The organism is Lactobacillus helveticus (assembly GCF_046109915.1).
Lineage (GTDB): Bacteria > Bacillota > Bacilli > Lactobacillales > Lactobacillaceae > Lactobacillus > Lactobacillus helveticus.
On sequence record NZ_CP151471.1, the window covers coordinates 2,094,461 to 2,120,944 of the forward strand.

Annotated in this window: 29 protein-coding genes; 22 read left to right on the plus strand and 7 right to left on the minus strand. The window is 36.4% G+C overall.

The annotated features are described in order from the left end of the window. Positions 1–88: 88 nt before the first annotated feature. The 12 genes from zwf (at position 89) to trxA (ending at position 12,833) form a co-directional block, all read left to right on the plus strand. Positions 89–1,540, plus strand: a complete 1,452-nt coding sequence (gene zwf / locus AADV52_RS10680) for a glucose-6-phosphate dehydrogenase (RefSeq protein ID WP_014918327.1) — start codon at positions 89–91, stop codon at positions 1,538–1,540. After that, positions 1,533–2,654 carry a DNA polymerase IV gene (dinB, locus tag AADV52_RS10685; RefSeq protein ID WP_014918328.1) on the plus strand — a complete coding sequence of 374 codons (1,122 nt, stop codon included), beginning with the start codon at positions 1,533–1,535 and terminating at the stop codon, positions 2,652–2,654. The genes zwf and dinB overlap by 8 nt, the downstream gene beginning before the upstream one ends. Positions 2,655–2,713: 59 nt before the next feature. Then, on the plus strand, positions 2,714–3,670 hold the full coding sequence (locus AADV52_RS10690) for a DHH family phosphoesterase (RefSeq protein ID WP_014563083.1): 957 nt from the start codon (positions 2,714–2,716) through the stop codon (positions 3,668–3,670). Continuing rightward, entirely contained in the window at positions 3,663–5,024 is a 1,362-nt protein-coding gene (locus tag AADV52_RS10695) for a DEAD/DEAH box helicase (protein WP_014563084.1), read from the plus strand. Before AADV52_RS10690 ends, AADV52_RS10695 begins: the two co-directional genes overlap by 8 nt. A 124-nt stretch (positions 5,025–5,148) precedes the next feature. Further along, the gene (locus AADV52_RS10700; protein ID WP_230856752.1) at positions 5,149–5,601 is read left to right on the plus strand and encodes a hypothetical protein; all 453 of its coding nucleotides are present in this window, start codon (positions 5,149–5,151) and stop codon (positions 5,599–5,601) included. A gap of 171 nt (positions 5,602–5,772) precedes the next feature. Next, a complete protein-coding gene (locus AADV52_RS10705; RefSeq protein WP_227028456.1) occupies positions 5,773–6,042 on the plus strand; it encodes a hypothetical protein in 270 nt (89 codons plus the stop codon). Positions 6,043–6,311: 269 nt separating this feature from the next. Further along, a complete protein-coding gene (alaS, locus tag AADV52_RS10710; protein WP_014918331.1) occupies positions 6,312–8,951 on the plus strand; it encodes an alanine--tRNA ligase in 2,640 nt (879 codons plus the stop codon). Positions 8,952–9,011: 60 nt separating this feature from the next. Then, positions 9,012–9,269, plus strand: coding sequence for an IreB family regulatory phosphoprotein (locus AADV52_RS10715; protein WP_003627753.1), 258 nt, complete (start codon positions 9,012–9,014; stop codon positions 9,267–9,269). Continuing rightward, entirely contained in the window at positions 9,269–9,697 is a 429-nt protein-coding gene (ruvX, locus tag AADV52_RS10720) for a Holliday junction resolvase RuvX (protein WP_014563089.1), read from the plus strand. Before AADV52_RS10715 ends, ruvX begins: the two co-directional genes overlap by 1 nt. Before the next feature lies 1 nt (position 9,698). After that, complete coding sequence (locus AADV52_RS10725; RefSeq protein ID WP_003627751.1) at positions 9,699–10,010, plus strand: DUF1292 domain-containing protein; 312 nt, start codon at positions 9,699–9,701, stop codon at positions 10,008–10,010. 63 nt (positions 10,011–10,073) lie between these two features. Continuing rightward, positions 10,074–12,431 (plus strand): endonuclease MutS2, encoded by a 2,358-nt coding sequence (locus tag AADV52_RS10730; RefSeq protein ID WP_014918332.1) that lies wholly within the window; start codon positions 10,074–10,076, stop codon positions 12,429–12,431. A 90-nt stretch (positions 12,432–12,521) separates the two neighbouring features. Continuing rightward, positions 12,522–12,833 carry a thioredoxin gene (gene trxA / locus AADV52_RS10735; RefSeq protein ID WP_014918333.1) on the plus strand — a complete coding sequence of 104 codons (312 nt, stop codon included), beginning with the start codon at positions 12,522–12,524 and terminating at the stop codon, positions 12,831–12,833. A gap of 44 nt (positions 12,834–12,877) precedes the next feature. Here trxA and mscL read toward each other — a convergent pair whose 3' ends face one another. Together mscL and AADV52_RS10745 are read right to left on the minus strand one after the other, a co-directional pair. Beyond that, positions 12,878–13,249, minus strand: a complete 372-nt coding sequence (mscL, locus tag AADV52_RS10740; RefSeq protein WP_014918334.1) for a large-conductance mechanosensitive channel protein MscL — start codon at positions 13,247–13,249, stop codon at positions 12,878–12,880. A gap of 104 nt (positions 13,250–13,353) precedes the next feature. Then, positions 13,354–13,767, minus strand: a complete 414-nt coding sequence (locus AADV52_RS10745; protein ID WP_014918335.1) for a YslB family protein — start codon at positions 13,765–13,767, stop codon at positions 13,354–13,356. Positions 13,768–13,843: 76 nt separating this feature from the next. Here AADV52_RS10745 and murI point away from each other — a divergent pair, with 76 nt between their 5' ends. Further along, entirely contained in the window at positions 13,844–14,647 is an 804-nt protein-coding gene (gene murI / locus AADV52_RS10750; protein ID WP_014918336.1) for a glutamate racemase, read from the plus strand. After that, entirely contained in the window at positions 14,647–15,267 is a 621-nt protein-coding gene (locus tag AADV52_RS10755) for an XTP/dITP diphosphatase (RefSeq protein WP_014563096.1), read from the plus strand. Before murI ends, AADV52_RS10755 begins: the two co-directional genes overlap by 1 nt. A 36-nt stretch (positions 15,268–15,303) precedes the next feature. Here the strand turns inward: AADV52_RS10755 and AADV52_RS10760 are convergent, their stop codons facing one another. After that, the gene (locus AADV52_RS10760; protein ID WP_041808649.1) at positions 15,304–16,155 is read right to left on the minus strand and encodes a mechanosensitive ion channel family protein; all 852 of its coding nucleotides are present in this window, start codon (positions 16,153–16,155) and stop codon (positions 15,304–15,306) included. Between the two features lie 133 nt (positions 16,156–16,288). Here AADV52_RS10760 and AADV52_RS10765 point away from each other — a divergent pair, with 133 nt between their 5' ends. After that, positions 16,289–16,714 carry a DUF948 domain-containing protein gene (locus tag AADV52_RS10765; protein WP_003627742.1) on the plus strand — a complete coding sequence of 142 codons (426 nt, stop codon included), beginning with the start codon at positions 16,289–16,291 and terminating at the stop codon, positions 16,712–16,714. Positions 16,715–16,731: 17 nt separating this feature from the next. Continuing rightward, positions 16,732–17,103, plus strand: a complete 372-nt coding sequence (locus AADV52_RS10770) for a hypothetical protein (RefSeq protein ID WP_012211463.1) — start codon at positions 16,732–16,734, stop codon at positions 17,101–17,103. A 65-nt stretch (positions 17,104–17,168) separates the two neighbouring features. Here the strand turns inward: AADV52_RS10770 and AADV52_RS10775 are convergent, their stop codons facing one another. Further along, positions 17,169–18,275, minus strand: coding sequence for a M24 family metallopeptidase (locus AADV52_RS10775; RefSeq protein WP_014918338.1), 1,107 nt, complete (start codon positions 18,273–18,275; stop codon positions 17,169–17,171). A 145-nt stretch (positions 18,276–18,420) separates the two neighbouring features. Between AADV52_RS10775 and AADV52_RS10780 the strand changes: the two genes are divergently transcribed. After that, on the plus strand, positions 18,421–19,422 hold the full coding sequence (locus AADV52_RS10780) for a substrate-binding domain-containing protein (RefSeq protein WP_014918339.1): 1,002 nt from the start codon (positions 18,421–18,423) through the stop codon (positions 19,420–19,422). Positions 19,423–19,502: 80 nt separating this feature from the next. On the opposite strand, the gene AADV52_RS10785 is transcribed toward AADV52_RS10780, so the two are convergent. Continuing rightward, a complete protein-coding gene (locus tag AADV52_RS10785; RefSeq protein WP_014918340.1) occupies positions 19,503–20,873 on the minus strand; it encodes a glycerophosphodiester phosphodiesterase in 1,371 nt (456 codons plus the stop codon). A gap of 93 nt (positions 20,874–20,966) precedes the next feature. Here AADV52_RS10785 and AADV52_RS10790 point away from each other — a divergent pair, with 93 nt between their 5' ends. Genes AADV52_RS10790 through AADV52_RS10810 form a run of 5 tightly spaced genes read left to right on the plus strand, consistent with a single transcriptional unit; the run spans position 20,967 to position 24,684 of the window. Next, a complete protein-coding gene (locus AADV52_RS10790; RefSeq protein WP_003627737.1) occupies positions 20,967–21,287 on the plus strand; it encodes a hypothetical protein in 321 nt (106 codons plus the stop codon). A 14-nt stretch (positions 21,288–21,301) separates the two neighbouring features. Then, on the plus strand, positions 21,302–22,693 hold the full coding sequence (locus AADV52_RS10795) for a bifunctional metallophosphatase/5'-nucleotidase (protein WP_014918341.1): 1,392 nt from the start codon (positions 21,302–21,304) through the stop codon (positions 22,691–22,693). Next, positions 22,677–23,300 carry a YutD family protein gene (locus tag AADV52_RS10800; RefSeq protein ID WP_014918342.1) on the plus strand — a complete coding sequence of 208 codons (624 nt, stop codon included), beginning with the start codon at positions 22,677–22,679 and terminating at the stop codon, positions 23,298–23,300. Before AADV52_RS10795 ends, AADV52_RS10800 begins: the two co-directional genes overlap by 17 nt. Then, positions 23,300–24,079 carry a TIGR01457 family HAD-type hydrolase gene (locus AADV52_RS10805; protein WP_003632178.1) on the plus strand — a complete coding sequence of 260 codons (780 nt, stop codon included), beginning with the start codon at positions 23,300–23,302 and terminating at the stop codon, positions 24,077–24,079. Before AADV52_RS10800 ends, AADV52_RS10805 begins: the two co-directional genes overlap by 1 nt. Beyond that, on the plus strand, positions 24,076–24,684 hold the full coding sequence (locus AADV52_RS10810; RefSeq protein WP_014918343.1) for a TIGR01906 family membrane protein: 609 nt from the start codon (positions 24,076–24,078) through the stop codon (positions 24,682–24,684). The genes AADV52_RS10805 and AADV52_RS10810 overlap by 4 nt, the downstream gene beginning before the upstream one ends. A 13-nt stretch (positions 24,685–24,697) precedes the next feature. On the opposite strand, the gene AADV52_RS10815 is transcribed toward AADV52_RS10810, so the two are convergent. Both AADV52_RS10815 and AADV52_RS10820 read right to left on the minus strand, forming a co-directional pair. Further along, entirely contained in the window at positions 24,698–25,348 is a 651-nt protein-coding gene (locus tag AADV52_RS10815; RefSeq protein ID WP_014918344.1) for a VTT domain-containing protein, read from the minus strand. 8 nt (positions 25,349–25,356) lie between these two features. Then, positions 25,357–26,310 (minus strand): NAD(P)/FAD-dependent oxidoreductase, encoded by a 954-nt coding sequence (locus tag AADV52_RS10820; protein WP_080588343.1) that lies wholly within the window; start codon positions 26,308–26,310, stop codon positions 25,357–25,359. Positions 26,311–26,484: the final 174 nt, after the last annotated feature.

Here is a 26,484-nt window from a genome sequence, read left to right on the forward strand (position 1 = left end):
CAATTTAGGCGCTTTTTGTTTTGCCATGAAAAAGCTTGTTGTAAAATAGTAATGATTCAAAAAGCAAGTTAAGGAAAAGGATAGTATTATGAGAAATATTCCTGTAGTTATGATTATTTTTGGTGGTAGTGGTGATTTAGCTCACCGTAAGCTCTACCCAGCTTTGTTTAATTTGTATCAACAAGGCTTAATTCATGATAATTTTGCTGTGATTGGAACAGCTCGTAGACCTTGGTCACACGAATATTTACGCGAACAAGTTAGTGACGCTGTTCATGAGACTCATGATGAGGTTGATGAAAATAGTTTAAATCATTTTGCCAGCCATTTTTACTATCAATCACATGATGTCACTAATGTTGAACATTATGAGACACTGAAAAAATTAGCTCAAGAATTAGATGATCGTTACTGCGCACATGGCAACCGTCTCTTTTACATGGCAATGGCTCCAAGATTCTTCGGTACAATTGCTACACATATCAATGACCAATGCCTAACAGGCAGCGGATTTAACCGTATCGTCGTAGAAAAGCCATTTGGTCATGATTTGGCATCTGCCGAAAAATTAAATAAGGAAATTACTGCTTCATTTAATGAAGAGGATATTTTTAGAATTGACCATTATTTGGGCAAGGAAATGGTACAGAATATTATGCCAATGCGCTTTACCAATCCTTTGATCAAAAATATTTGGTCAGCTGATTATATTAAAAATATTCAAGTTACTTTGGCAGAGCAATTGGGAGTTGAAGCACGTGGTGGTTATTACGATACTTCCGGTGCTTTACGCGATATGGTCCAAAATCATATCTTCCAAATCATTACTTTGCTTGCTATGCCAGAACCTAAAGATTTAACTTCTGCTGGTGTTCACAAAGCTAAGCAAGCTTTGCTTGAAAGTATGATTATTCCTAGTCCAGAAGAAGTAAAAAAGGATTTTGTTCGTGGCCAATATTTAGGTAGTGATACTACTTTTGCTTATAAACAAGAACCAAATGTTGATGAAAACTCAACTACTGAAACTTTTGTAGCCGGTAAAGTTAAATTTAAAGAAGGTCCAGTTGCTGGGGTACCAATTTACTTTAGAACTGGTAAGGAATTTAAGGAAAAGAAGAATCGAATTGATATCGTATTAAAGCACATCAATAATCCTTATGGTCAAGCCCATTCCAACAACATTACGATCGAAATCGATCCTACTAGCAAGATTTATATCACCATAAATGGTAAAAAGATTGATCAACCAGGAATCAGACGTGAAAATTTAACTTATGAATTTTCAAAGTCTGAAATGGCTAAAGTCCCAGACGGATATGAGCGACTTTTGCATGATGTTTTTGTCAATGATTCAACTAACTTTACCCATTGGAGCGAATTGAAGCGTTACTGGGAATTTATTGATTCTGTTGAAGCTGATTGGCAAAAAGAAAATGAAGCAGGCGATGCTAAAATCGCCCAATATTTGCCATATAGAATGGGGCCAAAGGAAGCAAACGATATCTTTGAAACTCCAACGGAACATTGGATTTATGAATAAGCAAAATTTATTGCCGCAAAATGACATCCATCGCCGGATTATTCATCTGGATATGGATGCTTTTTACGCTTCAGTTGAAACTCAGAGAAACCCTGAATTAAAAAATAAGGCATTGGTCATTGGGCAGGATCCCCGTAATAATGGTGGGCATGGCGTAGTTGCAACTTGTAATTATGTTGCACGTAAATACGGTGTTCATTCGGCAATGCCCGCAATTAAGGCGGTTAAGTTGATTCCTAAGTCAGAGCTAGTTTTTGTAAGACCTGATTTTAAGAAATATCGAAGCGTCTCAGCTAAAATTCATTCCTTTATGCATGAGATTACAGATAAGGTGGAATCTATCGCCTTAGATGAAGCTTATCTCGATGTCACTCATAATAAGTTAGGGCAAAATTCGGCAGTTCAATTAGCAATTGGATTACAACGCCGGATTCGAAAGGAATTAGGACTGAATTCTTCTTTTGGCGTTTCATATAATAAATTTTTAGCCAAAATGGGTTCGGAATATGCCAAGCCTTTTGGCAGAACAGTTATTTTGCCGGATGAAGCTAAACAATTTTTGGGGATGCAAAAAATTGAAAAATTCCCAGGTGTAGGGCCAAAAACTCAAGAACAGCTACATGAGATGGGGATTTATACAGGTGCAGATTTGCAAAAAGTTGCTGATCTTGTCTTAATTAAAAAGTTTAAAAAGATGGGCTACTTTTTAGCCCAGCATGCACATGGGATTGATTTGCGCCCCGTAATTGCAGATTCAGATACAAATCGTAAATCAATCGGTATGGAGCGTACCTATGAGCCTGCTATTTATACGCGCGATGAGGCACTGACGCATATTCGGCATTATTGTAAACATTTAGAAGATGAATTAAAAAAGCGTAACTTTTTTGCCCAAACTGTAGTAATCAAGGTTAGAGATAATGACTTTGATACTGTAACTAAGCGCAGAAAATTGACTAAACCGTCAAATAGTCAGTATGATTACTATGACAGTGCTCGTGAGTTGTTTGATAAAACGAGCAATTTTTTAGAAAAGGGCATTCGGTTAATCGGGGTAACTGTGACTGATTTTAAGAAAGATGAATATCAAACAATTAACCTATTCGATTACTAAAAGAAGCCCTTTTTCTGTTAAACTAGATACAGATAATTTTTAGAAGATGAGGAAAAATAATGAGTAGTTTTGACGACATTTACGAAAAAATCTTACAATATCCAACTATTATTTTGCATCGTCATACCAGTCCTGACCCAGACGCAATTGGTTCACAAGCTGGTCTTGCACGTGCAATTATGGAAAAATTCCCTGACAAGCGTGTTTTATGTGCCGGTGAAAATGACGAAGGCGATTTGGCTTGGATTAACCATATGGACCAAGTTAAGGCAACCGATTATGAAGGTGCATTAGTAATTACTACTGATACTGCTAATACCCCAAGAATTTCAAACAAGTTGTATGAAAAAGGCGACTTTTTAATTAAGATTGACCACCACCCAGATGTAGATCCATACGCTGACATGAGTTATGTAGATCCTGATGCTCCAGCAGCTTGTCAAATCATCGTTGACTTCTTAAATGAAGAAGGCTTTAAGATTACCAAGGAAGTTGCTTGCCCACTTTACGCAGGTATCGTTGGCGATACTGGTCGTTTTATGTATCCAGAAACTTCAGAACATACCTTCAAGGTAGCAGCTCAACTTGCTTCAACTGGTATTGATATTACTGAAATTGCCAGAAATATTGCCGATGTAACCTTTGATGAAGCTAAGCTTCAAGCATTAGCAATGGATAAGATGGAAATCGATCCAGTTGGTGCTGCTTACACTATCTTGATGCAAGATGATTTGAAGAAGTTAGGTTTGACTGATGATCAAGCTAACGTTGCAGTTTCAACTCCAGGTCGAATCAAGGATGTTTTGGCTTGGAACGTATTTGTTGAAAAGCCAGACGGCACTTTCCGTGTACACTACCGTTCAAAGGGTCCAGTAATCAATGAATTAGCTGCTAAGCATGACGGTGGTGGCCACGCATTAGCAAGTGGTGCCAATGCTAAGGACATAGACGAAGTAAAGCAAGTCTTTGCCGAAGTTGTTGAAGTAACTAAGAAGTATAAAGAAGATCATGAATAATATTTTTGCAGATTCCAGAATTAAACCAGCTATTCAAGAGGGTTTAAAGAAGATCCATTTTGAAAAGCCAACTAAGGTGCAGGAAAAAGTTATTCCAGCAATGCTTTCTGATTTAAGTGTTGTGGTGCAAGCTGCAACCGGGTCAGGTAAGACGCATGCTTATTTGGTGCCTATCTTTAATGAAATTGATGAAGATGCTCACTATGTGCAAGCAATTGTGACTTTGCCTAGTCGAGAGCTTGCTGATCAACTTTATCAAGTAGCACGTCAATTAAGAGATGCGGCAGAGATGCACTTTTCTATTGCCCACCTTGCTGGTGGAACGGACCGTGAACGTCAGTTAGAAAAGTACCAAAATAATACGCCACAGTTGGTAATTGCCACTCCGGGACGACTTTTGGACTTTGTACAAAAAAAGGTATTCGTTGTTGATCAAGTTAAGACTTTTGTCATCGACGAAGCTGATATGACTCTTGACATGGGCTTTTTGGCTGATATTGATCAAGTAGCAAGCAAGATGCCTAAGGATGTACAAATTGCAGCCTTTTCAGCTACTATTCCAGTTAAGCTATCTAACTTTTTGCGTAAGTACATGGCTCATCCAGATCAAATCGTGATCGATAATCCGAGTATAATTGCACCTACAATTAAGAATGATTTGCTTGATATTGGCTCAAAGAATCGTAAGAGTGTTTTGTACAAGTTATTGACTATGGGTCAACCTTACTTGGCTTTGGTTTTTGCTAATACAAAACAAACTGTTGATGAATTAACTAGATACTTGCAAGATCAAGGCTTAAAGGTAGCTAAGATTCATGGTGGGGTAACTGAGCGAGAAAGAAAGCGGACTTTGCGTCAAGTTGAGCAAGGACAATTTCAATATGTTGTTGCCTCTGACTTAGCAGCCCGTGGTCTTGATATCGATGGTGTTAGTTTAGTTATTAATTATGAAATTCCACGTGATATCGAATTTGTAATTCACCGGATTGGTCGTACCGGCCGTAATGGTTTATCAGGTCATGCGATTACTTTAATTCGTGAAGAAGAAATGAACCGGATCGAAGATTTGGAAAAGATGGGCGTTCATTTCGACTTTGTTGAAATTAAGAATGGTGAATTAGTACCACGTAAACATTACCGCAGTCGTGAGAATCGTCAGGGTAAGAATCGCAAGTTTGATATTAAGTTAGTAGGTTACGTTAAAAAGGAAAAACGTAAGCGTAAGCCTGGCTACAAGAAGAAGATTAAGCGAGCAATTCAAGAAGATAATCGTCAAAAGCGTAAGCTTGAACAACGTCATGAAATTAGAAAAGCTAAGCGTTTGAGAAAGCGTAAGCGTGAACAAGGACGTTAAAGCAATATTTTAATGATAGCGGAGAGTTTTTCTCTGCTATTTTTATATAATTGCTATAGTAAAACTGTCTTTGTTAGTAAAAAAGATTTTAAAGCATTATAAGAAATGATTACGCAAGAACAAATTGATTATTTTGAAGATAATGCCCCCTAATTATTTCATAGTAATAGGGGTAGGTGGTTATAACTCTATAGCTGACAATAATAGTTATTTTGATAACTATTATTTACCTAAGTATGTGGAAAAAATAACTCTTATTAGTATGTTACTCATGTCTTTGTATTCAGTAGAAATTGCTTTTCATGCAGATGATAAAGAATCTGAATTATACAAGTATAGTGATAAAGAGTTTACTGCAGAGGATGTAGATATTTTAATCAAATTAATTTCAGGCAGTATGCATCATAAAGGATACATTCATTTTCTATTTAAAGATGATGAAGGAGAAGAATTCTTGATGTATATCTATGGTGATTCTACAATTGGATTTTGTAATATGACGGAAAAAACTAAAAAATACGTTGAAGCACAGGTAAATAAGCAAGGATTATCACTGTGGCTTGATGAAAGTGAGTAAAAAGAAATGTTATTATGTTGACTTTGTGCCATTTACTTTTCCAGATAGAAATTATGCTGAACTTGATGATTATTTAGAAACACATTATAAAGAAACATACGTGAAAAAATAATCTTCATTGCTTTTTCGCTGATGTATTACTATGATTGTCACGTTTACTTGGATGAAGAAATGAGTGAATCTTTTTCTAATTTTAAGAAAAAGGATTTAAGAAATATTGGTTTAGATATCTTAGATGCATTCATTCATAAATTAGTTGTTGAAAATCGCTCTGGACTTAACATTATTATTACTCATGCTGATAATACCCATTCATTAATGCGAATAGAAGATGGCTATCAAACATTGTTTTTCAATATTAATGGTGAATGTCTAAATATAATAAAACAGCTGGTAGATCACCAAGGGCTGTTCTTAAAAAAGAGCAATATTTCAAGATAGTATTCGACTTTGGTCGTGAACAAGGACGTTGACAGACGAGGATTTTGTAGTACAATTATTTTCAGCTTAAGATATGTCTATTAAAGTTGAATTTCAAAGAGAGAGCCAATTGGTGAGAGGGCTTAATTCGCTTTAACAGATGCTCCTTTAAGTTTTATTAATTAAGAATATCAAGAGGTAACAAACACTGTTGCAATCAAGGTGGTACCGCGCGCGGAGCGTCCTTGAATAAGCAATGGTGTTTTTTATTTTGTTTATGGGAGATAAAAATGAAGAAACTAACTAGTTCAGAGTTTCGCCAAATGTTCCTTGACTTCTTCAAGGATCATGGCCATATGATTATGCCAAGTGCATCACTTATTCCACAAGATGACCCAACTCTTCTTTGGATTAACTCTGGTGTTGCTACTATGAAGAAATATTTTGATGGTTCAGTTGTACCAAAGAACCACAGGATTACTTCTTCTCAAAAGTCAATCAGAACTAACGATATTGAAAATGTTGGTAAGACTGCTCGTCACCAAACTTTCTTTGAAATGCTTGGTAACTTCTCAGTAGGTGATTACTTTAGAGATGAAGCTATTCCTTGGGCTTGGGAATTCTTAACTAGTCCTAAGTGGCTTGGCTTACCAAAGGAAAAGCTTTACTGTACTGTTTATCCAAAAGACGTTGATTCACAACGTGTCTGGGAAAAAGCTGGTATGCCAGCAGACCATATTGTTAAGTTAGAAGACAACTTCTGGGATATTGGTGAAGGTCCATGTGGTCCTGATACTGAAATTTTCTACGACCGTGGTCAAGAAAACAACGACGTTGCTGAAGACGATCCAGAAAACTTCCCAGGTGGTGAAAATGCACGTTACCTTGAAATTTGGAACATCGTATTTTCACAATACAACCACTTGCCAAATGGTAAGTACGTAGACCAACCACACAAGAACATCGATACTGGTATGGGGCTTGAACGTGTACTTTCAATTTTGCAAGATGCACCAACTAACTTTGAAACTGACTTATTCTTGCCAATTATTCATGCTACTGAAGAAATGACTGACGGTAAGAAATACGGTGAAAACAAAGAAGACACTACTGCATTCAAGATTATTGCCGACCACGTTCGTGCCGTAAGTTTTGCTATTGCTGATGGTGCTCTTCCATCAAACTCAGGTCGTGGTTACGTTCTTCGTCGTTTGATCCGTCGTGCAGACCTTAACGGTCAACGTTTAGGCATTAAGGGCGCCTTCCTTTACAAGCTTGTACCAGTTGTTGGTAAGATTATGCAAAGTCACTACCCAGAAGTTATGGATCAATGTGGTTTTATCGAAAACGTAATTCAAAACGAAGAAGAAAGATTCCAAGCTACTCTTGATACTGGTTTGACTTTGCTTGATGACTTAATTGATAAGGCTAAGAAGTCAGATGACAAGACCATCTCAGGTAAGGATGCCTTCAAGATGTTTGATACTTACGGCTTCCCATACGAATTAACCTTTGAATCAGCTCAAGATGCTGGCCTTAAGGTTGATAAGAAGGGCTTCGATGCTGAAATGCAAGCTCAAAAGGAACGTGCACGTAAGGCTCGTGGTGCTCTTCAATCAATGGGTCGTCAAGATGTAACTTTGATGAACATTAAGGACAAGTCAGTCTTTGAACGTGACACTTATGAAGAACCACATGCTAAGCTTCTTGACATCGTTGTTGACGATAAGTTAGTTGATAAGGCTGATGGTGAACATGCAACCTTAGTCTTTGACAAGACTCCATTTTACGCAGAACGTGGTGGACAAGTTGCTGACCACGGTAACATTTATGATCAAGATGGTGAACTTGTTGCTAAGGTAACAGATGTCCAACATGCTCCAAATGACCAAAACTTACACTTTGTTGATCTTATTTTGCCAATGGAAAAGGGCAAGGAATATGTTTTGAAGATCGATAAGGAACGTCGTGAAGGTTTACGTCACTCTCACTCAGCAACTCACTTGCTTCACGCTGCACTTCGTCAAGTTTTAGGTGAACATACTCACCAAGCAGGTTCATTAGTTGATCCTGACTACTTGAGATTTGACTTCACTGCTATGGAACCAATGACTCCACGTGAAATTAAGTCAGTTGAAGAATTAGTTAACCAAAAGATTTGGGAAGCTATCGATGTTAAGACTACTATTACTACACCTGAAGAAGGTGAAAAGATGGGTGCCTTAGCCCTCTTTGATGGTAAGTACGGCCACAAAGTTCGTGTTGTTCAAATGGGTGACTTCTCATCAGAATTCTGTGGTGGTACTCACTGTTCTAACACTAACCAAATTGGTATTTTCAAGATTATTTCTGAATCAGCTGTTGGTGCTGGTATGCGTAGAATTGAAGCTGTAACTTCAAAGAAGGCATACGAATACTTAGCAAACCGTTCAAGCTTGCTTGATGATATTCAAGCTGATGTTAAGGCAACTAAGCCAAATAACATCATTGATAAGATTGACTCACTTGAAAGTGACTTGCATGACTGTCAAAAGCAAGTTGAAGCATTGACTAAGCAAATCAACCAAGCTAAGGCTGGTCAAATCTTTGACGATGTAAAACAAGCTGGCGATTTGACTGTAATTGCTACTGTTGCAGATGTTAACGGCATGAACGACCTTCGTGAACTTGCTGATAACTGGAAGAGCGGCAACAAGTCAGATGTTTTAGTTTTAGCTGCTGAAAATGATGGCAAGGCTAATATGATTATTAGTTTAGGTCAAAAGGCTTTGGACAAGGGTCTTAAAGCCGGCGACTTAATTAAGAAGGCTGCTCCAATCTTTGGTGGTGGCGGCGGTGGTCGTCCTAACATGGCTCAAGCTGGTGGTAAGAAGCCAGAAGGTCTTAACGACGCTATCAAGGCTGTAATCGAAGAAATTTCTAAGAACTAAGAATTAATTAATTGTGTTTAAGCTTTTTTTCAAGTAAAATTGTTGGCAGGAGGAATAAATATGAGTTCGCTAGATAAGACTATGCATTTTGACTTTAATCAAAATAAAGGAAAGAATGTTTATGACACTCTGCAAGATGTTTACAATGCGCTTGAAGAAAAGGGCTATAATCCTGTCAACCAGATTGTAGGTTACTTACTTTCTGGCGATCCTGCTTATATTCCACGGCATAATGATGCCCGTAATTTAATTCTTAAGCACGAACGTGATGAAATTATTGAGGAACTCGTTAAGAGCTATCTTGGTAAGAATAAATAATGCGATTATTAGGTTTAGATATAGGCTCTAAAACTGTGGGTGTTGCGGTCAGTGATGAGTTAGGAATTACTGCACAGAAGTTAGAAACTATTAAGATTGATGAAACCAAATATAATTTTGGCATGCGTCCATTGAAGAAGTTGGTTAGACAATATGAAGTAGATGGCTTTGTATTAGGTCTACCTAAGAATATGGATGGCACTTCGGGAGCTTCAGTAGCCCGCAGTAAGGCTTATGGCAAAAGACTCGAAGAAAAGTTTGGCTTGCCCGTGCATTATTCTGATGAAAGATTAACAACTATCGAATCACGCCGAGTACTTGTAGAAGATGCAGGTATTCATGATCGTAAGAAACGTAAACAAGTGATTGATCAGATGGCAGCGGTGCTCATCTTGCAAAATTATTTGGATTTACACCGAAAGGATTAATATGGCAGCACAAGTTAATGGTGACGATAAAGATCGTCAAATTACTTTGATCGATGATCAAGGTAATGAAGAATTGTATGAAGTATTATTTACTTTTCATTCAGATGATTATGATAAGTCATATGTGCTTCTTTACCCAGCCGCTGTTGGGGACGACGAAGATATTGAAGTACAGGCTTTCAGTTATGATGCAGATGACGCAGGTGATGTCACAAGCAGTGATTTGCACGAAATTGAATCTGATGATGAATGGGACATGGTACAAGGAGTTTTAAATACTTTCTTGGATGATGATCGCCTAAGTGGTAAATAATAAAAAAAGGACTAGCTGCGGCTGGTCCTTTTTGTTAGTTTTTGAAAAGAAATATAGATAGCTATGAATGATAAAATTTTAAAAATCTTAGAGTTTGGCGAAATTACTAAAAGATTAAGCAAATTAGCAATTACCGCTCCAGCTAAAGAGGCAGCACTAAAATTGCGACCAAGCAGTAATTTTGACCAAGTACAAAATGAATTAAAGCAAACGTTGGCATTGGCTGACTTATTGCGAGTTAAAGGACGGCTTCCGTTAACTGACTTTCAAGATGTTCATCCTAGTACTAAAAGATTGGGCGTTAAGGCAAATTTAAATGCACAAGAGCTAGGGAATTTGCTTCTTGTTTTAAGTTTAGCTAATGAAATCAACGAATTTCTGGAAGATGTTGATGATGAAAAGCTTAACTTATCAGCTATTGATTCAGTTTTGGATCAGCTAGATGTTCCAGATCTTTTATTTAGAGAATTAAAAAAGTCAGTTGACTATGATGGTGAAGTACTTGATACTGCTTCAAATGCATTAGCGCGTTTGCGTCATGATATGCGCAGCAATGAAGAAGATATTAAGAATCGGATGGATGCTTATACTAAAGGAAATAGCAGTAAGTACTTATCTGAACAAATCGTTACTATTCGTGATGATCGCTATGTTATTCCGGTTAAGCAAGAATATCGTGGCAAGTTTGGCGGTGTGGTTCATGATCAAAGTGCCAGTGGTCAGACTTTATTCATTGAACCTGAAGCAGTATTGAATTTAAACAACCGCCAACAGAATTTAATTGCTCAAGAAAAACAAGAAATTCGCAATATTTTAAAGCATTTGTCTAGCTTAGCGAGAGAAGAGATCAACAGCATCAATAATATTGCCAATTCATTGACTCGCTTAGACTTTTTACAGGCAAAAGCAAAGTTAGCTAAAGAAATGAAGGCCAGCGAACCTAAGTTGACTCAGGATCATTCGTTAGAATTACGGAATGCACGCCATCCGTTGATTGATCCAGAAAAAGTTGTTCCTAACAATATTCGCTTAGGTGACGATTTTGACACAATGCTGATTACTGGGCCAAACACTGGTGGTAAGACTATTACTCTTAAAACCGCGGGGTTGTTGCAATTAATGGCTCAGTCTGGTTTATTTATTCCAACTGAAGAAGGCAGCAAAGTTGGCGTATTCAAAGAAGTTTACGCTGATATTGGTGATGAACAATCAATTGAACAATCATTAAGTACTTTTTCATCACATATTAATGACATCATTGCCATTATGAAAAACGTAGATAAAGAAACTTTGGTTTTAATTGATGAAATTGGTGCAGGAACGGATCCAGAAGAAGGGGCTAGCTTGGCTATTAGTATTTTGGACTTTTTGCGCAAAAAAGATGCTAAGATCATGGTTACTACGCACTATCCAGAATTGAAACTTTATGGATACAATAGACCGCGCACTATCAATGCATCAATGGAATTTGACTTGAAGACTTTGTCACCAACATACCATTTGCAAATTGGAATTCCAGGTCATAGTAATGCTTTTGCGATTGCCCGCAGACTGGGGATGCGTGAAGATGTAGTTAAAAATGCGCAGAATTTAATGTCAGACGAAGATTCTGATATTAATAAGATGATTGCCAAATTAAATGCGCAAACTAAAGCAGCTACTACTGCACGCAACCGATTAGAAACAAGTTTGGATCGCAGTCAAAAGCTTGAGCAGAAATTGCAGCAAGCACTTGATTGGTACAATCAACGCGTTCAAAAGCAACTTGATTTTGCCCAAGAAAGAGCTAATGAAGTTGTGGCTAAAAGACGTAAAAAAGCTGATAAGATTATTGCGGAATTGGAAAAGCAGAAAAATGTTGGCGTTAAAGAAAATAAGATTATTGAAGCCAAGGGTGAACTTAACAGCCTAGAACGTCAGGCTCACAATTTAGCCCATAATAAGGTCTTACAGCGTGAAAAACGTCGACATCATGTAAGTGTAGGGGATCAAGTAAAGGTCCTTTCATATGGGCAAACAGGCACTATTACTAAGAAATTGTCTGAGCATGAATATGAAGTGCAAATGGGGATCATTAAAGTTAAAGTTAGTGATCGTGATATTGAGAGAATTGCTAAGAATAATGCCCAGCCTAAGAAGAAACTGGTTAGAGCAACGAGTGCGATTAGACGTAGCAATGCACATAGTGAGCTCGACTTGCGTGGTCAACGCTACGATGAAGCCATGACTAATTTAGATCGTTATATTGATTCTGCTTTGCTTGCTGGGTTAGATATTGTAACGATTATTCATGGAATTGGTACTGGCGCAATCCGTAAGGGTGTTTGGCAATATTTAAGCAGCAGCAATCATGTTAAAGGCTTTAATTACGCGCCTGCTAACGAAGGTGGTAACGGTGCCACAATTGTTAAATTAAAGTAGGCAATTTTCTTGTAAAAAGTAAGTAAAGCTGATATATTATTAATATAAGATTTGAAGAAAAAACGATATTAATTGAAAGAGGTAAAGCATATGGTTAATGCAATTACTGATCAAAACTTTGAAGAAGAAACTAAAGATGGCGTTGTTTTAACAGACTTTTGGGCAACTTGGTGTGGTCCATGTAAGATGCAATCACCTGTAATTGACCAATTAGCAGAAGAACGTCAAGACGTTAAGTTTACTAAGATGGATGTAGATCACAATCAAGAAACTGCTAAGAATCTTGGTATTATGGCTATTCCAACTTTGATTATTAAGAAGAATGGTCAAATTGTTGATCGTTTGACTGGCTACACTCCAAAGGAAAAGTTGAACCAAATTTTGGATCAATATGCTGGCTAATTAAGACAAAAAAATAAGCTTGTGGCGAGGCCACAAGCTTTATTTTATGCTTCTTTTTCTTTAAGAAGATCACGGATTTCTTTTAAGTAATCCGTTTCGGTTGGAGCAGCTGGAGTTTCTTCTTCTTCCTTTTTCGTAAATTTATTAACGGCTTTTACGATTAAGAAGACCATGAAGGAAATAATAAGGAAATTGATGATGGAATTTAGGAAACTTCCGTATCTAAAATTAGCTTCTCCTACTTTAAGAGTTAAGTTAGACAAGTCAATTCTACCGATAAAAAGACCGATTAGCGGATTGATTAAGTTTTTAACAAGTGATTGTACGATTGCTGTAAAAGCTACACCGATAATCACACCGACTGCTAAATCAATAACGTTTCCGCGTGCAATAAATTGTTTAAATTCCTTGAGCATTTTATTACTCCTATATCTAAATCTAAAAATATTTTAATTTAAGGTAAAGTATATAGGAACAATAAGTTATAGTCTATAAAAAAGCTATCTTTTTTGCTAAATTTTTAGCCGAAACGAGCAATGATTTGAACTTTCTTTTCTTTAGGTAAAATGGTAATTTCACTTTCGGTGATTTTACCAGTTTCCTTTTGTACGGCTTCGGCAATCATGCCACTTTCAAGAGAAAATTCTTTACTATCACTGTCTAAACGGTCTTCGATATTTTGACCGCTTAATTCAAAAGTGATGGAGGCTCTTCTTTCTTTGGTTTTTACAAGAGTACCAAATTTAGCCATATGGAAGAAATCAGCCAAATCATCAAAATCGCTTAAGTCGTAGTGACGTGAAATTCTTTTGCCAGCCCAATAAAGAATAGGGGCATCATCATCACCTAAAATAGTTGGTAAAAGAAAGTCGCGGTAAAGCTGATTAATAAAATATACGTGTTCGTTTGCGTTTTCTGTCATAAACTTATTCATCCCTTTTATTCTTTTTTATTTTACCGTAAACTAGTAGAAGTAGAAAATAATTTTTTCTTAATAAGAGGTTTTTATTATGGATAATCGTCCCATTGGATTGTTAGACTCGGGTGTTGGCGGCTTTACAGTTATTAAAAAAGTAATTGAAAAGTTGCCTCACGAATCTACTGTTTTTATTGGTGATAGTGCCAATATGCCTTATGGCGATAAAAGTCGTGAACAAATTATTGAACTTACGCGTCGTAGCGTAAAGTTTTTATTGCAAAAGAAAGTAAAGTTAATTATTTTTGCCTGCAACACAGCAACGGCAGTGGCAATGCCCACTTTGCAAAATGAAGTTGAGCAGCAAATTATCGGAGTTATTCAATCAGGGAGTTTAGCTGCGGCAAGAACGACTAAAAATAAAAAAGTTGCAGTAGCAGCAACACCGGTAACAATTAATTCGCATGCATATCAAAAAGAAATTAAATTCAGAGATCCTGATATTAAGGTGATGGAAGTAGCAGCACCAGAGCTTGCTCTCCTCATTGAAAGCCAAAAGGATTATGATACTAATTTAGCAGCAGTTAAACGCAGTATTGCTCCGCTTAAGGATCAAGATTTTGATACTTTTGTTTTGGGCTGTACGCATTATCCTTTAATTCAAAATGAATTTGCGGAAGCATTAGGTGATAAAATTCAAATTGTAGATCCTGCTGATCAAGTAGCACAATATACGTTTAATGTTATGCGGCGTGATGGCTTGTTTAGTTCATTCGATCAAGCTGGAAAACATGAATATTACACTACTGGAGATCCTGATAAATTCTCAGAAATGGGAAGAAGATTTTTAGGACAAGCAGATCTGACTAGTCATCAAGTAGATACGAGGAATTTATAATGACTAAGGAAATTTTATTTGCGACCGGCAATCAAGGAAAAGCTAAGGAATTAAAAGAAGCTTTTAAGAGAGCTGGCGTGGGTGTCGAAATCAAGACTAATGCTGATTTAGATACTCCGCCTCATCCAATTGAAAGTGGACGGACTTTTGAAGCAAATGCCAAAATTAAAGCTCATGAGCTAGCAGATTTTTCAGGATTGCCAACAATTGCCGATGATTCAGGCTTAATGGTTGATGCATTAAACGGTGAACCTGGCGTAAGAAGTGCTCGTTATGCAGGTGAAGCTCATAATGATGCTAAAAATAATGCAAAGTTGCTAGCTAATTTGGGCGGTGTACCTGATGAAAAGAGAACGGCAAAGTTTTGGACGACAATCGTTGTTTCAATGCCAGGTGAGTTTGATAAGGATTTAGTTGTTTCAGGTACTTGTTCAGGTCGGATCCTGGCTGCACCACGCGGTGAAGATGGCTTTGGTTATGATCCGCTATTCTTTATTCCTGAAAAGGGTAAGACTTTTGCACAAATGACAACAGATGAGAAAAATGAAATCTCTCATCGTGGTAATGCGGTGAGAAAATTATTGCAAGAATTGCCGGATTGGCTAAAACAATTCAATTAAAAAAGTGTTTAGAATTTTTCGTTCTAAACACTTTTTCTATGCACTAGTTTTGATTGTACTTGCCGTTGTCGCAAATTTAATGTCATTCTTGTGCAAAGCCTGAATATATTTTCCTAAATATAAATTTTTAACTGCCGATTGTTTCTCAGGTTTTACTTTGAAATACACGGCATAGGTAACTGTACGTCCGTTTTGTCCAGAAACACCAATAATTGAAGGACCAGAAGAAATAGTGCCTTTTTCAGGCTTAATTGATATATTAACTTCTTTAATAATATGTTTAACTTGTTCAAAGTCGTTATCTGCATCTAATTCTAAATTAATAGTTAATCCGATAGCATTATGAGCAAGATTTTGCACAATAGTGATATCTCGATTAGGGATGTAAATTATTGAACCATCTGATGCCTTTAAACGAGTGGTCCGCAATCCTAACTGATCTACAGTACCAATCTGCCCATTGATGGAAACAGTATCGCCTACATCGAATTGATCCTCACTTAAAATGAAGAAGCCGTTAACTAGATCATTAACAAAACCTTGGGCCCCCATACCTAAGGCAAGAGAGAAGATTCCGGCACTGGCTAATAATGTTCCCACTGGCACGTCAATAATGGATAAAATTCCAAAAAGATAAAAGAATATCAAAGTATATTGGAAGATACTGTTGATTAAGGCAGTAATTGTTTTGGTCCTTTTGTTTCTGATTGTATTATGTCTAGCCAAATAATTGTTAATTATCTTATGACCAAAGTGGGATAAAAGGTAAAAGATTAAAGTAGTGATGGCTAGTTGCCAAATGATAGACAAGAAATTTTGACCAATTTTGTCCCAGTTGAATTGAATTTTATGCATATTTATATGCGTGGGTAATGTAGGTAGTTTCATGATGAGTAGGTTATATAATATCCTTTCTTTAATTTAATAGGTTATAATAAAAGAATAACAAGACATTAATTGAGAATAAAGTATATTCATGCTAGACTTTTTTTAGATGGTATATGGAGGTAGAAGATAGAATATGACAATCTCTTATGGTGCTTTGGCTGGCTTAATTGCTGCAATCGCATTCTTAATTTTAGTATTATTTACGATCCCTATGCTTATTCGTACAGCAAAAGTTTTGAAAGAAACTAGTGCGACTATTCAGACAACTAATGAATCTATGAAGAAGCTTTCTGAAGATATGGATGGTCTGATGGATCAAACTCATAATTTATTAGATCAAACTAACGACCTAATGATCGATGTTAATGGTAAAATGAAGACGTTAGATCCAGTAGTAAAAGCCGCTGCAGATTTAGGTGAAAGCGTATCCGAATTGAATGATTCTTCAAAGAAGATCGCTAAACGCTTTAGCAGCAATCACTTTAGTCATGCTGGTCTCGTTTCTTCAATTGCGGCAACTGCCTTTGCAAGACGCAGACGCCGTAGAGGTGAAAATTAATAAAGGAGGATTTCACTATGAAAAAATTTGCAAGTTTTGTATTAGGTGCTGTAGCTGGTTGCGCAGCCGGCTTTATTGCAGGTTCATTGCTTGTTAGTGATGAACAAGTTGATGATGTTAAGAACAAGATTAAAGACAACGATAAGCTTCAAGATTTGAAGAAGAAGTACGACAATGGTACTGAAATTGTTAAGAATCAATTAGCTTCATTCCCTAAGAATGTTGAAGATGATTCAGAATTAAAGGACTTTGACGACATCGTTATTGATGATTCAAACAAGGATAATGATGTTGCTGATGGCGACAATGCAGAAAAATCAGTTGATGATTTAAACAATGCTGAAAATGATGATACTGCATCAACTCCAGATAATTCATCCGAAGAATAGTTCATTATTCATCACAAAATAAAAAGCTGACCTCAGGTCAGCTTTTTTGTTTCGAAATTTTTTGATTAATCTCTAATAGGAATAATCTTTAGATCTTTGTCAGTATGTGTAAAGGTCTTGAAGCCATCCTTGGTTACGACACCACAGTCTTCAATTCTGACCCCAGCAAAGCCAGGGATGTAGATACCTGGTTCAATGGAGAAGCACATGCCTTCTTCAAGAACTAAGTCATTACCTTGTACAATAGATGGATATTCGTGTACGTTTTTACCAATACCATGGCCTAAACGGTGAATGAAGTATTCGCCATAGCCAGCTTTAGTAATGATGTCACGAGCAACGCTATCAAGTTCTTCGGCAGTGATGCCAGGTTTTGCGGCTTCGATTGCAGCTTGTTGAGCTTCACGGTCAACTTCGTAAATTTCTCGTTGCTTGTCTGATGGCGTACCATAAGCAACTGTTCTACTTGAGTCAGATGCGTAACCATCATGCATAGTACCTAAGTCGAATAAAACAAGTTCGTTAGGTTGAACAGTATTCATAGTTGGACCAAGGTGTGGGTTAGCGGCATTCTTACCAGCTTGGACAATAGTTTCAAAACTCTCGTGCATTACGCCTTTTTGGATTTTTAATTGGTAATCAATTTGACCAGCGATACTTCTTTCGGTTACGCCAGTTCTAATTGCATCAAAACCAATCTTGAAAGCAAAGTCAGCTTCGGCACCAGCGCCTTGCAATTTCTTAATTTCTTCTGGCGTCTTGTAAAGACGAAGTCTTTCAATGAATGGAGAAACGTCGTTAGTAAAACTGGCATTTGGAAATTCACCGCGCAGATATTGGTAATGAGCAACTGAAAGATCGTCTTTTTCGATTGCCCAAGTGTGAGTATCGCTAGTTCTCTTTCTTACATTATCCGCAATTAATTCCCAAGGATCTTCTGAATCAAGGTAACCAAAAACGTCACCGTTCCATTCAGAATTCTTTGCTTCTTCAACGTTTAAAGCAGGGCAGAAAATAAAAGGATCTGCATCTTTAAATACGAGCAAAGCAAAGATACGTTCATGAGGATCCATGGAATATCCTGTGAAGTAAGAAATAGTGATTGGATTAGAAATGTATGCAATATCATTGTTTGAATCTTGCAGCCATTGTTGTAATTTGTCTAAGTTCATAAATAGCCTCTTTTTCGTTAGTTTAGTGTCAGTATATCATGCTTTTTCTATGAAAAAATGAAAGAAAAACTGTAAACGTTTGCACTTAGAGCAAAATAATGATAAATTAAGGTGAAGGATTTTTCGGAAGGACTGAGAATAAGCGATGCATAAACAAGAAGTTACAATTTATGATGTTGCTCGAGAAGCTAAGGTGTCTATGGCGACAGTTTCTCGTGTTGTTAACGGCAATAATAATGTGAGAAAAGAGACACGTGATCGTGTTCTTGAAGTAATTAAGAGATTACATTATCAACCAAATGCTGTAGCGCAAGGGTTAGCATCTAAGCGTACCACTACAGTTGGTTTAATCGTCCCAGATTTGACTAATTTATATTTTGCAGAATTATCTAAGGGTATTGATGATATTGCACTTTTATATAAATACAACATTATCATTACCAGTATTGAAAACCGTTTGATGAAAGAAGATCAAGTAATTCAAAGCTTGCTTAATAAGCAAGTAGATGGCGTGATCTACATGTCAAACCGTTTGCCAAATAAAGCTGCAGAAGCATTTAAGAGAACTAATACTCCAGTGGTATTGGCTGGAACTAGGAATAATTGCGACGAGTTCGCATCTGTAACTATCGATTATAAGAAAGCTGATACAGAAGCATTGAATTTATTAATGCACGATGGCAAGAAGAACTTGGCACTTGTTGTTGGTGATGAAGATGCAGTTGTAAACGGCGAAAATAGAATTCCTGCCTACAATGAATTTATCAAAGAGAATAATTTAGGTGAACCACATGTTTACACCGGGGTTAAAGATTATTCAGACGGTTACAATTTATACCCACAACTCGTTAAAGATGGTATCGATGGTGTAATTGTTACTCGTGATATTTCATCTGTTGGTATTTTGAATTCTGCTATAGATGCAGGCAAGAAGATACCAGAAGATTTGGAAATTGTTACTGCAAGTGCAACTCAACTTGCTTCTGTTGTTCGTCCAGCTTTGACCACAATTAAGCAACCACTTTATGATATAGGTGCGGTTGCTATGAGAATGTTGACTAAGTTGATGAATAATGAAGAAGTTGACGAAACTCATATTGAATTGCCATATGAATTAGTTAAAAAACAAAGTACATTAAATCAATAAAAAGTATCAAAAAAGAAGTAGTTGGTAAGGACAATGTCATTAAGTTAAGACATTGTTGATAAGAACTACTTCTTTTTGTTTTAGCGGATAATATGATTAATTTGTTTCTGCTTTTGCCAGTAAGTTGGCGTAAGTGTTAATTTGGTTGGGTTAAAAGACAACAAAACCAAGTTCGTGTATTTGCTTACTCGTGGCAATTTATTATATTGCTGAAAAGCTTTTTTACTGAAAAAGCCATAGAAGAGTATTTGATCAGCCTTAATCCAACCTTTTTTAGTGTAGAGCCACATATTCTTAGGACTTCCGTTAAAGTTTTGAATTTTAAATAATGTGTTAGCAGGTAAGAATTTCTTTGTTTTTGCCTGACTGTCAGGATAATTGTAAATTGCCACTTTAGTATTAGGCTTAGCGATTATCTTTTTATTTTCATAAGGTGCGATATCATTATGACGCAAATCTAAATTGACGAATTCTGCAGAAATAAAAGTCTTCTCTGCAATTTGATAGTATAATTTGTTGTCGACTCGTACACCATAAGTTACATTGACTTTTTGATTAGGCCAGACATATTTCTTCTCTTTGATGCGGACGTAAGGATTCATTATAGTAGAGGTTTTAGTTTTACCAAAATAGATTCCTGTTCGATTGATGGCATATTTTTTTGTGCCGCTTTTGGCTAATTTATATTTGAATCCTGTTGCTGGAAAGTTGGTAACAACCCCGTCGACATTACGATTGATTAACCAATGCCAAAGAGCAGGCGATTCATCCATTTCTGCCCAAACAAATAGCTGCTTATGCAGTTTGTGGAGCCAATGAATTAAGAAGGGATGCTCTTGAACAATATCCGAAGCAGCGTTCACAGCATTTACTTGTGGCAAAATACTGAAGTTGATTCGTCTTAGACTTCCTACGATGAAGATTAAATAAGCACCGGGCATTATTTTTCTAAAATGAAATAAACTTGCTGCAGAAAAAGAATGAATCATGATCCGTTTTTGCATATGGTATTTCTTGACTACTGCAGCAATTTTATCTTCAAGTTCATATGATGGATTAATGCTGTGGTCGATTTTTGTTTCTAAGACAAACTTGGCGCTGGGCTTATTTTTATAGTGTTCAAATAATTCATTAAGCGACATTACATGTTCGCCATTATCATACTTTAGCTGTTTGAGTGTCTCAAAGTTATTTTGTGATACAATTGCATGTGTATGAGTAACTCGCTCAAGGTCATCATCATGAGAGATGACTAAAACTCCATCTTTTGAAAGTTGGAGATCGAGTTCGACGTAATCAGCACCGGAATTGAAGGCAGAATCATCAGACTGAATAGTTTCTTCAGGATATTTGATGGGATCGCCGCGGTGACCAACAACAGTAAAACCACTTGTTGTAAAAAAGATTAAGCTAAAAAAAAGAGCCCAAAAGAGTTGGCTTTTAAATTTCATGTGTGTACACCTCTATCGCATATTAACAATAGCATGGTTACACATTTTTTTCTATTTATAGTATGATTCTGTTATTCCAAAAGGGTGAATTTAATGGAACAATTGGATTTAATTGAAGAGATTACCAGAAATGATGGTAGTCGTTATTATGAAATTTCTAATATTGATCAAAATGGAATTGCTGAATTAGCGGTGGATCATGGTGAAATTAAAAAAGTACGGATATTGCAATTGAATATTCCGCGTACTACTGCGCTGGTTGAGTATGAAAAATATATCAACGATACTTATGATTTGCAGACGTTGACTAATGAAGATGACTGGAAAAATCCTAAGTGGGTAGAATGGGATAAGCCTAAAGGTAAAATTTTGGATGCTTATCACATGATATTGAAGGCCAATCGAATTGGATAGAAAGTAGTACGAAAATGGAAACTTTGCGAATTTTACATACTAATGATCTACACTCACATTTTGAACATTTTCCTAAAATTGGGCGCTATTTAAAAAAGGCTCAAGCAGATACTTCAGTTGATGAAGTTTATACTTTTGATGCCGGTGACTTTATGGATCGTTCGCATCCCCTAACCGATGCAACAGAGGGCCAAGCTAATATTAAATTGATGAATGGCTTTAACTATGATGCAATCACGATCGGCAACAATGAAGGAATCTCCAATCCGCATTGGGTATTAGAAAGATTATTTGATCATGCTCATTTTCCAGTGGTTTTAGCCAATTTGCGTGAAGAAGATGAATCTATGCCGAATTGGGCACTAGGTCATAAAATTATTAAAACTAAGAAAAATACGCGCATTGCTTTAATTGGTCTTACTGCTGCATATCCAATGACTTATGGCCCAAATCACTGGCACGTTAAGATGCTGGGGCATGCAATGGATCAGCAATTAGCTCAGATTAAGGATAAATATGATGTTTTAATTTTGATTACTCATGTAGGGCTTAAGATGGATCGCTGGCTGGCTAAAAATTATCCCCAAATTGATTTAATTGTTGGTGGACACAGTCATGATTTATTGCCTCATGGTGAAAAAGTTGAACATACTTGGATTACTCAAACTGGAAAATGGGGCAATTATGTTGGTGATATTCATGTTGAACTAGAAAATCATCATGTAACTAAGATTGCACCAGATACGATTCCTACAGCTTCAATGCCAGCAGAGCCTGAAGATGAAGCAGTTATCCAAGACTATTATGATAAAGGACAAAAACTTTTATCTGAACATAAAGTAGCTAAATTACCTGAAAAATTTAATGATGACAAAATTGCGGCAGTACAAGTTTCACTTGATGCAATTGCTGATTTTGCTAAGACAGATTTAGCTATCTTGAGTTCAGGTCTCTTTTTGACACCATTTAAGAGTGGGGTTTTAACCCAATATGATTTGCAAAAAGCATTGCCACATCCTATGCATGTTGTTCGTTCAACCTTGAAAGGCAGCGATCTTTGGCGTTTAGTAATGGAAATTGAAAAGAATCGCCATTATCTAGATCATTTTCATTTGCAAGGGATGAGCTTTAGAGGCAAGATTTTCGGGCAAATGTACTACAAGGGAATTAAAGTAGATATGCGCAAGCGAATTGTATATGCCAATGGTCATGAGATTGATCCAGAAGCAGAATATCAAATTGCTTGTTTAGATAACTATGTATTAGTGCCATTCTTTCCAACTTTAGCTATTGTTGGTGAAAATGAATTCTTATTCCCTCAAGTTTTACGTGAAGTTGTTGGCAATTATTTAGCTAAAATATACCCACTATCATCGAGAAGTGAAGTAAATGACAGAAAAAAATAAAAGTAATTCAGAAAAAAACGCAGAGGAAAAAATAAATAAATTTAAAGAAGAACAGCCTTTGCGTCATCCACTTGTTAACGTAGCACAGGATGGTCAGAGCATAAAAATTAATGAACAGTTATATACAATTGTCACTAATGAACGGGATGCGCTGGATTTAGAAATGCTCCGTAAAAAATATGATCCGTTTTTGGATCAATATGATTATTTAGTAGGGGATGTTTCAAGCGATCACTTACGCTTAAAGGGATTTTACAAAGACGAAGCTCGCACTTCGATTGATAAAAAAGAAATGGCGATCGTGGATTATTTAACCGAGTATTGTAATCCAGGCGGACCATATTTTATTTTAGAATTAACTAATCCTACTCATCATTATCCACATCAAAGAACGCGTAAACCAAATTACGAACGTGAACGTAATCGAAGGAATGATCGTTTTCACTCACGTCGACGTCATGGTAAAGGCTACCGTAAGAATGAGAATAATCCATTCAAAAAACGTCGAGTTCATCAGACTAAATTTAAGAAAAAGCAATCAATTGCAGTGAAAAAAGAATTTGGACGACATCATTCTTTTATTATTAAGAAAAGAAAGGAAAACTAGTGAAAGATTACCGGGTATTTTTGATTGACTTAGATGGGACAGTTTATCGTGGTGAAGATACTGTCGAATCAGGAGTAAGATTTGTTCACCGCTTGATTGAAGCAAAGAAAGATTATTTATTTTTAACCAATAATACGACTAGAACTCCTCAGATGGTGGTCGATAAATTGAAGGGACATGGAGTAGAAACTGATACCGATCATATTTATACTCCAAGCATGGCTACGGCTAGTTATATCTTGAGTCAAAATAAAGATCACTCGAACAAAAAGATCGGTTTATACATTATTGGAGAAATTGGCTTGTGGAGAGAGCTGTTGCAGCATCCTGAATTTGAGCTTAATGAAGAAAATCCGGACTACGTAATTGTAGGGATGGATAAGGATTTGACTTATCATAAGGTGCGTGTGGCTTCTAGAGCAATTAGACGTGGTGCAACTTTTATCGGTACTAATGCAGATATGAATTTGCCTACAGGGGATGAACTAATTCCAGGTAATGGTTCTCAATGCGTCTTTGTTGCAGCTGCAAGTGGGGTAGATCCTTTGTATATCGGCAAACCCGAATCTATCATTGTCAAAAAAGCCCTAGCTAAAGTAGGCTATGCCAAAGAGGATGCTTTATTAGTAGGTGACAACTATGATACTGATATCAAGGCCGGCTTTAACAGCGATGTTGATCAATTATTGACTTTGACGGGTGTAACTCAAAAAGAAGATATTATTGGAAAACGCCAACCAACTTATGTGGTTAATAACCTAGATGAATTCAAATTATGATTACGAAAGATAATATTTCTTCACTGATCTATCATTTTTTATTTGCGGTTTCGAGTAGTGTAGTAGGTGCTATTATCGCTAGCTGGCCGCTTTTATTTATTTTTATGCTTGTTCAAAAGACATATGAGACTGTTCACATGTCTTTATTTCAGGTAATGCATAATTATAACCAGTTGATGGTTTATTTGATCTGGCCCTTTAAAAAACGGCTTAAAATGGATAATTTTCCTACATCCGTAAATGCGGCAGAGCATTTTGCGGAATGTAAGCAATTATTCGTTTTTACTGTGCTTGTATTTATTGTGTGTCTGTTGCTGTATTTTGTTTTTAAAAAGCGCAGAAAAAAAGCACTGCTTAGTCTAGATAAATCTGCAGCACTTATTTTATTGTTATTGCCAATTGTAGTATTTCCTTTTGCGGTAACTAATTTTGATAGTTTCTTCGTGATTTTTCATCACATTTTGTTTAACAACAATGATTGGCTGTTTGATCCAAATACTGATCCGATCATTAATGTATTGACAGAATGCTTTTTTGCATCTTGCTTTGCAGTAGCCGGAATTATTTATGAATTATATTTTGCTGAAAAGTTATTACGCAGATAAAAAAGAGTTCCAATTAGTGGAACTCTTTTTTGAGTGACATTTTTTTCTTTAAAGCTACGATTGCAATTGGCACCACTGAAACTAAGATGATGGCAATTACGATCATTGAAAAATGGTCTTTTACTACAGGGATGTTGCCAAAGAAGAATCCGATAATAGTAAATAATCCTGTCCAAAGCAAACCGCCGATAATGTTGTAGGCGATAAATTTACCGTAGTGCATTTTACTACCACCAGAAATGAAGGGGACAAATGTACGGATAAACGGAATAAATCTTCCGATCACAATCGTGATTGGACCGTGGCGTTCAAAGAATTTCTCGGCAGCTAGTCGATTATTTTGGTTGATCAATTTGTTAAACCAGTTGTGTTTTCCTCCCGCTCTGGTAGACCAGGCGCCAATTTCATAGTTGGCAGTATCACCCAGGACTGCAGCGAAGGCAACTACTAAATAGATGAGCCAAATATTTAATCCGTATTTCGGATTAGCGGCCATTGCACTAGCAGCAAAAATAAGTGAATCACCAGGCAGGAATGGGAAAATAACTACTCCAGTTTCAATAAAGATAATGGCAAACAGAATTAGGTAAGACCAGCCACCAAATTGATTAACAATTGTGACTAAGTGGTCGTCAATATGTAAGATAAAATCGATTAAAGTCATTTCTTCTCCTAAATGCTTGTTGAGTGAATGGTTAAAGTTTTTTCTGGGAATAAATCACGCATAATAGAAGTGATAGCAATTTGAGCTTCCCCAAATCCTAGTGCAATTAAAGGAACACGACCAGGGTAGCTTACTACATCTCCCGCTGCATAGATTCCATCAATGTTGGTTTTCATAGTTGGATCAACGGCAATGTTAGTTCCGTTAAGTTCAATTCCCCAATTTTTTATAAAACGATTATTGGCTTTAAAACCGTAAGCAACAACGATCTGATCAAATTGTTCATGACGTGATTGAACATCGCCCATGCCTTTAAGAGTAATATCTAATTGATTATTAATTAATTGAATATCCTTTGGAAGGTAGGGAGTTAAAATTTCAACATTTGTTAAAGAACGCAATTTTTTAACATTTGATTCAAGACCGCGAAATTCATTTCTACGGTGAATGATTTTTACATTTGCATAATTTGCTAATTCAATTGCTAAATCAAGAGCAGAATCGCCTCCACCGAAAACCCCAATTTTTTGATTTGCAAAATCTTTAGGATCCTTAATGAAGTAATGCACTCTTTTTTGAAATTCATCGCTCATTTTCAATGGCAATTCTTTAGGCTTAAATGCGCCTGCTCCTGTTGCGATGATAATACTTTTGGCTAATACGATATTATCTAAGACAAAACCGTCAGCGTTTTTTTTAACATCATTAACTTTATGATTAGTGATAATTTCGGTTTCTTTTGGTAAACCGGATTTTAAATTTTGAATTAAGGCTGTTCCATTGATGGAATTATACGCAGGGATGTCGCTAATTTTTTTGAATGGATAGAGCATCTGTGGCTGACCGCCGACTTCAGATAATGAATCGAAAATGAAGCTAGATAATCCATGTAAATGAGCAAAATGTGCTGCAAATAATCCAACCGGTCCAGCACCTATAATGGCAAGATCGACTTTTTTGATTTTTAAAACCTCCTATAAATGTTGATGTATCAACTTTAACACGATTTAAGACAATAATCATTTAAAATTTGTGCTTGTCTAAATCTGTTGACTAGGGTATATTAATTAAGTCGTCTTTTGAAGGACGCGATTTAATTAATAAAAAATACTTGCAAAACTAAGTTAAGTATTATA